The sequence below is a fragment of the Streptomyces sp. NPDC015144 genome (assembly GCF_043079735.1).
Lineage (GTDB): Bacteria > Actinomycetota > Actinomycetes > Streptomycetales > Streptomycetaceae > Streptomyces.
The window spans coordinates 1-5895 of record NZ_JBIBUU010000047.1 but is presented as its reverse complement, the minus strand read 5'-3'; the positions used below and the strand labels follow the sequence as shown (position 1 = coordinate 5895).

5 protein-coding genes are annotated in these 5895 nt (G+C 71.2%); 1 reads left to right on the top strand and 4 read right to left on the bottom strand.

Translation table 11 applies throughout. The annotated features are described in order from the left end of the window. Positions 1–92 precede the first annotated feature (92 nt). The 4 genes from ACF08W_RS34950 to ACF08W_RS34935 form a co-directional block, all read right to left on the bottom strand. Positions 93–932 carry an SDR family NAD(P)-dependent oxidoreductase gene (locus ACF08W_RS34950; RefSeq protein ID WP_385210972.1) on the bottom strand — a complete coding sequence of 280 codons (840 nt, stop codon included), beginning with the start codon at positions 930–932 and terminating at the stop codon, positions 93–95. A 154-nt stretch (positions 933–1086) separates the two neighbouring features. Beyond that, positions 1087–1932, bottom strand: a complete 846-nt coding sequence (locus ACF08W_RS34945; RefSeq protein ID WP_352281236.1) for an amidohydrolase family protein — start codon at positions 1930–1932, stop codon at positions 1087–1089. Then, on the bottom strand, positions 1929–3116 hold the full coding sequence (locus ACF08W_RS34940) for a mandelate racemase/muconate lactonizing enzyme family protein (RefSeq protein WP_392281762.1): 1188 nt from the start codon (positions 3114–3116) through the stop codon (positions 1929–1931). Before ACF08W_RS34940 ends, ACF08W_RS34945 begins: the two co-directional genes overlap by 4 nt. Continuing rightward, on the bottom strand, positions 3116–4486 hold the full coding sequence (locus ACF08W_RS34935; protein ID WP_352281233.1) for an aspartate aminotransferase family protein: 1371 nt from the start codon (positions 4484–4486) through the stop codon (positions 3116–3118). The genes ACF08W_RS34940 and ACF08W_RS34935 overlap by 1 nt, the downstream gene beginning before the upstream one ends. A gap of 316 nt (positions 4487–4802) precedes the next feature. On the opposite strand from ACF08W_RS34935, the gene ACF08W_RS34930 reads away from it, so the two are divergent. Next, positions 4803–5660 (top strand): IclR family transcriptional regulator, encoded by an 858-nt coding sequence (locus ACF08W_RS34930; RefSeq protein WP_366300453.1) that lies wholly within the window; start codon positions 4803–4805, stop codon positions 5658–5660. Positions 5661–5895 lie beyond the last annotated feature (235 nt).

The following is a 5895-nucleotide window of genomic DNA, read 5'->3' as shown; positions in this document are numbered from 1 at the left end:
GGGGGAGGGGGACGCGGCGTTGACGGACATGACGGAGGAGCTCCTCGCGTTGTCGGTACGTGCTCGAGGGGACCGCGGCCGGGCGGTCGCGGTCAGAGGGTGGTGCGGTACGGCGGCATGAAGCGCATGCGCGGCATCTGGTCGGCCAGCACTCCCCCGTCGACGACGATCCGCGCCCCGGTGAGATAGGCCCCGGCGTCCGAGGCGAGGAGCAGCAGCGCGCCGACGCACTCCTCGGGCCGGGCGTACCGGCCGAGCGGGATGCGCTCGCGGTACGCGGACTCGAACGCCTCCCGGTCGAAGGGGAACTCGCCGTCGATGGGCGTCTCGACCATGCCGGGGGCCAGGGTGTTGGCGGTGATGCCGTGCGGGGCGAGTTCGACCGCCAGGGTCTCGGTGAGCAGTTGGGCGGCCGCCTTGGAGGCGTTGTAGTGGGCCAGTCCGGCCTCCGCCACCAGGGCGTTCTTGGAGGTGATGGTGATGATGCGGCCGGCGACGGCGTCGGCCGTCATGTGCTCGGCGACGCGCTGGCTGAGGAAGAAGACCGCGTCGACGTTGACCCGCATGATGTGCGACCAGCTCGCGGGGGTGATCTCGTTGAAGCGTTCCAGCGCCGCCGTGCCCGCGTTGTTGACCAGGATGTGCAGCGGGCCCGCCTCGGCGCGCACGGTGTCGACGAGGCCGGGCAGCGCCTCGATGTCGGCGAGGTCCTGCCCGTAGGTGCGGCAGGTGCGGCCGAGTGCCTCGATCTCGGCCGCGGTCGCGTCGATGCCCTCGGCACCGGGCAGGTCGACGAGGACCAGGTCGGCGCCCGCCTCGGCGAGGCCGACGGCGAAGGAGCGGCCGAGCCCCCGGGCGGCCCCGGTGACGACCGCGGTGCGGCCGGTCAGATCGAAGCGGTCGGTTCCGCGGGGCGGGACGGCTGCGGTCATGGCGGGCTTCCTTAGCAGTGCGGAGTGGAAGTACAGGTCCGGGCCGCCGCGCGAAGGGACACAGGGTGAGGGCGCGGCGGCCCGGGGCCGGCACGGTGCGGGCACCGGGGGGATCGGGCCCGGCACCGTGCCGGCGGTTCGTGGAACGGCCGGTTCAGCCGTTCAGGCCCAGCAGGTCCAGCGAGGGCCGGTGGATGATCTCCTCCACCGCGTCCACGTCGAGCGGCGGCAGCCCGGGGATGCCGGGGATCCGGGCGATCTCCCGCAGTCCCTTCACCGAGTCGTCGACCGTCGTGAACGGGTAGTCGCTGCCGAACATCAGCTTGTGGAAGACCCCGTAGTCCTGGACCAGCCGGAGGCTGTGCCAGAGCTGGAAGGGCCGGTAGTGCAGGGCGCTGATGTCGGCGTACACGTGCGGGTGCTTGCGGATGACCGCGATGCACTCGCCCTCGAAGGGATGGCCGAGGTGGGCGAGGACCATCCGCAGCTCCGGGTGGCGGATGGCGACCGCGTCCAGGTGGCGGGGCATCGCCCACTCCAGGGGCGCGGTCGACACGAAGGTGGTGCCGGTGTGGACCAGGAGCGGCAGCCCGTTGCGTTCGGCGTACGTGTACAGCTCGTCGTACTCCTCGGCGGCCGGGTCGAAGCCCGCGTACATCGGCATCAGCTTGATGCCGCGCAGGCCCAGCTCCTGGTGGCCGTGGCGGAGCTCGTCCTGCCAGCCGGGCTGGGTGGGGTCGAGCGAGAGGTAGCCGATGAGCCGGTCCGGGTGGGCCCCGACGTACGAGGCGACGGCGGCGTCGTCGACCCAGAGGCCGCTGCGCCGGGCCTTGCCGCCGACCACGATGGTGCGGGTGCCCTCGGGGGCGGTGGCCGCGTACTCCTCCCACTTCACCGTCAGGTCGACCTCGCCCGCGTGGGCGCGGGCGGAGTCGGACCGGAAGGGGTCGGTGAAGTCGTGGCTGTGCCGGAAGAGGTGCGAGTGGACGTCGACGATCATGTCCGGTTCCGCTTCTCCCAGCCGTCCGCGAACATGTTCCAGAAGCGGTGGCTGGGCGGGTGCTCCTCGAAGACCTCGTCGACCAGTTCGACGCCGAGTCCGGGGGCGGTCGGCAGGCCGATGTGGCCGTCGGTGATCGGCAGGGTGCCCTTGAGGGCGTCGAAGACGTAGTCCTCCAGGAGGCCGTCGAAGGTCTCCAGGATCTTGAAGTTGGGGATGCCGAGCGTCGCGTGCACCGAGACGGTGGTGCAGAGCGGCGAGTTGGAGTTGTGCGGGGCCACCAGCATGCCGTGGGTGTCGGCGGTCGCGGCGAGCTTGCGCACCTCGGTGAATCCGCCGGCCATGGAGAGGTCGGGCTGGATGATGTCGACGGCGTTGGTCGCGAAGAGCTGCTTGTACTCGTAGCGGTTGTGGAAGTGCTCGCCGCCGGAGATCGGGAAGGCGGCGCGCTGGCGCAGCTCCGCGTAGCGCTCGATGTGGGTCCAGGGCATCGGCTCCTCGAACCAGCCGATGTCGAAGGGCTCCAGCTCGCGCACCAGGCGGGCGGCGGTCGGCATCGCGAAGCGGGCGTGGCCCTCGATGAAGAGGTCGACGTCCGGTCCGATGGCGTCGCGCACGGCGGCGACGAGCTCGATCGAGCGGCGCAGCTCGGCGCGCTCCAGCTCGTGCAGGCCGGGGCCGAAGGGGTCGAACTTGAGGGCGGTGAAGCCCTTGGCGACGGTCTCCCTGGCCTTGGCGGCGAAGGTCTCCGGCTCGCGTTCGCCGGTGTACCAGCCGTTGGCGTAGACCCGGACCTCGTCGCGGCAGGCGCCGCCGGTCAGCCGGTAGGCGGGGACGCCGAGCGCCTTGCCCATCAGGTCGTACATGGCCTGGTCGAGGCCGGACAGGGCGACGCCGCCCATGTCGCCGCCGCGCAGGAAGTCGCCCTGGTAGACGCGGAGCCACAGCTCCTCGACGTCGAAGGGGTCGGCGCCGATCAGGTGGCGCCGGGCGATCGCCTCGGTGAGGTCGCAGACCTCGCGGACCCGGTAGGGGTGGGTGATCTCGCCGATGCCGGACAGGCCCTCGTCGGTGTGGACCCGGACGTAGCCGAAGTCGCGCCAGGAGGTGCCGAGCATCAGGGTCTCGACGCGGGTGATGCGGCCGGCGGGGCCGGCGGGGCGGGTGCGGTTGACGGTGAGCATCAGCGGGTCGCTCCGCCCATGGTGGAGGCGTTCTCCAGGTCGCGGGCGCCGCCCTCGGCGAGCACGGCCCGGACCGCGGCCTCGGTGCCCTCGATCAGGCGGTCCACGTCGGCGTCGGTGTGGGCGTAGCTGATGTGGCTGCGCTTGAGGTTGAGCGGCAGCTCGAACAGGCCGTGCTCCAGGAGCTTGCGGCGGTAGCCGACGAAGAGGGAGGCGTCGTTGTTCAGCAGGTCCGCGTAGGTGCGGGGGGCCTCGCCGGACATGAAGTAGCTGACGAAGACGGAGCCGTAGCCGGTGACGACGGCGGGAACGCCGAGGCGTTCGTACAGCCCGGTCAGTTCGGTGCGGACCCGCTCGCCGAGCCGGAAGACGTGCTCGTGGACCGGCTCCTCGCGCAGCTTGCGCAGGGTGGCGAGGGCGGCGGCGACCACGGAGGGGTGGCCGTTGTACGTGCCGGCGAAGAAGGCGGGGGCGCCGGGGCGGGTGGAGAAGAGGTCCATCAGGTCGGCGCGGCCGCCGATCGCGCCGACGGGGGCGCCGTTGGCGATGGCCTTGCCGAGGGTGGTGAGGTCGGGGGTGACGCCGGAGATCTTCTGCCAGCCGCCGATGTCGTGGCGGAAGCCGGTGATGACCTCGTCGAAGATCAGGACGCTGCCGGCCCGGGTGGTCTCCTCGCGGAGCGTGGTGAGGAACTCCTGGTACGGGAGGAGCGCGCCGACGTTGTGCGGGACGGGCTCGACGATGACGGCGGCGATGTCGGAGCCGTGCTCGGCGAAGGCGCGGCGGACGGCCTCGCTGTCGTTGAACGGCAGGACGAGCGTGGCGTCGAGGACTTCGGGCAGGATGCCGGTGGAGATGGGGTCGTGGGCGCCGACCTTGTCGGGCGCGGAGATGACGTTGAGGCTGACCGCGTCGTGCCAGCCGTGGTAGCAGCCCTGGAACTTGACGACGAGGCGGCGTCCGGTGGCGGCGCGGGAGACGCGCAGCGCGTGGAAGGTGGCCTCGCTGCCGGTGCTGGTGAGCAGCACCTTCTCGATCGAGGGGATCAGTTCGGCGAGCTGTTCGGCGAGGACGATCTCGCCCTCGGTGACGCCGACGCCCATGTGGCCGAGGGTGGCCCCGGCCTCGGCGGTGGCGCGGGCCACGTCGGGGTCGTTGTGGCCGAGCAGCGGCGGGCCGAACGCCGAGTGGAAGTCGGTGTACTCGCGTCCGTCGGCGGTGCGGAACCGGGCGCCGTCGGTGCCGGTGACGACCAGGTCGGTCAGTCCGGGAACGCTGCGCTGACCGCTGTTCACGCCGCCGGGTACGACCTGGCGGGCGCGTTCGGCGAGTCGGGCTCCGGATTCGTTGCCTGCCGGGCCTGAACTCATAATCGCTTGCTCCTTGCGTCGAGAGTCGTCGGTCTTCTCGGGCCCTGCCCGGCCCGTGAGTCCCTGGCGCCATCCGCCCGGCAGTCGCCGCAGGAAGAGGGGTGATCCGTGGTGCTTCAGGTGATACGTGGTGCTGTGCTTCAGGTGTTGCGTTCGCTTTTCCTGAACACTGTTCTGTAGAGCAGAACAGTTCCGGATATTACGTGCGGCTTCTGAGCCGGTCAAGACCCTTCCGCCCCCGAATCCGGGCGTTCTCGCGGTTCCTCTGTCGGCAAAGCGCGTTCGGACCCCCCGGTACGGACTAGACTGTTCGGCTATGACGAACAGTGCTGCCCCAGAAGAGCCGAAGTACTGGGTCAAGAGCGTGGCCAGGGCAGCGGACATCCTCGAGGCGCTCGCCGCCCCCTCCCAGGGGAACGGCCTGAGCGTCACGGAGGTCGGCCAGGCCTGCTCCATCTCCAAGAGCGCCGCCTTCGGCATGCTCCAGACCCTGCGCGCCTACGGACTCGTCTCGGACGACGGCGAGGGCATGAACCGCCGCTACCGGCTCGGGATGAGCCTGGCCCGGCTCGGCGACCGGGCCCGCTCCCAGGTCTCCCTGCGCGGGGTCGCCCACCCGGTCCTGCGCGAGCTGACCCGGAGCACCGGCATGGCCTCCCGGCTCGCCGTGCCCGAGGACGGCCACGCGGTCGTCGTGGACCAGGTCGAGATCGACCAGCGCGTCCGGCTCGATCTGCGGATGGGCCAGCGCGAGCTGCCGCACTGCACCGGCCTGGGCAAGGCGCTGCTCTCCGCCGTCCCGCAGAGCGAGGCGGCCTCGGTGATCGAGCGGTTCGGGCTGCCCCGGCGCACCTCCCGCACGATCACGGACCCGGCGACCTTCCTGTCCCATCTGCGCGACATCGCCCGGGTCGGCTACGCCCTCGACGACGAGGAGGACGCCGAGGGCATCATCTGCATCGGCGCGCCGGTCTTCGACGACCGCTCGGTCTGCGCCGGGGCGGTCTCCATCACCGGCCTCAAGCTCGGTCTGCCGGCCTGGCGCTACCAGGAGCTGGGCGGCCAGGTGCGGGACGCTGCCCGCCGGATCAGCCTCGCGCTCGGCTGGGTCGACGAGGCGGAGGGCACCGAGCCCCTCGACGACGTACCGCATTCCGACGAAATCAGGCCTTGACCAAACTGCTTGGCCCACCGTAGGTTCCCTGCCAACCGAGGTGACATCCCACGGTCACCCGCTCTTTACCCCTTTCCGGGTGGTTCCGGCGCCTGCCCATCGCGCCGCGCGACCTCGATGCTCGGATCCTTTTCAGCCATCCGCCTTATGGCAGTCCCCCGCAGGAACGCTCCCTCCCTTGCCGCACTTCTCGGAAGGCGAAGTCCGCATGAGCGTTCCGCACCACCCCTCCCCT

Coding starts and splice junctions, on each gene's coding strand:
- ACF08W_RS34950 (WP_385210972.1), bottom strand. CDS start 932: ATGACCGCAGCCGTCCCGCCCCGCGGAACCGACCGCTTCGATCTGACC.
- ACF08W_RS34945 (WP_352281236.1), bottom strand. CDS start 1,932: ATGATCGTCGACGTCCACTCGCACCTCTTCCGGCACAGCCACGACTTC.
- ACF08W_RS34940 (WP_392281762.1), bottom strand. CDS start 3,116: ATGCTCACCGTCAACCGCACCCGCCCCGCCGGCCCCGCCGGCCGCATC.
- ACF08W_RS34935 (WP_352281233.1), bottom strand. CDS start 4,486: ATGAGTTCAGGCCCGGCAGGCAACGAATCCGGAGCCCGACTCGCCGAA.
- ACF08W_RS34930 (WP_366300453.1), top strand. CDS start 4,803: ATGACGAACAGTGCTGCCCCAGAAGAGCCGAAGTACTGGGTCAAGAGC.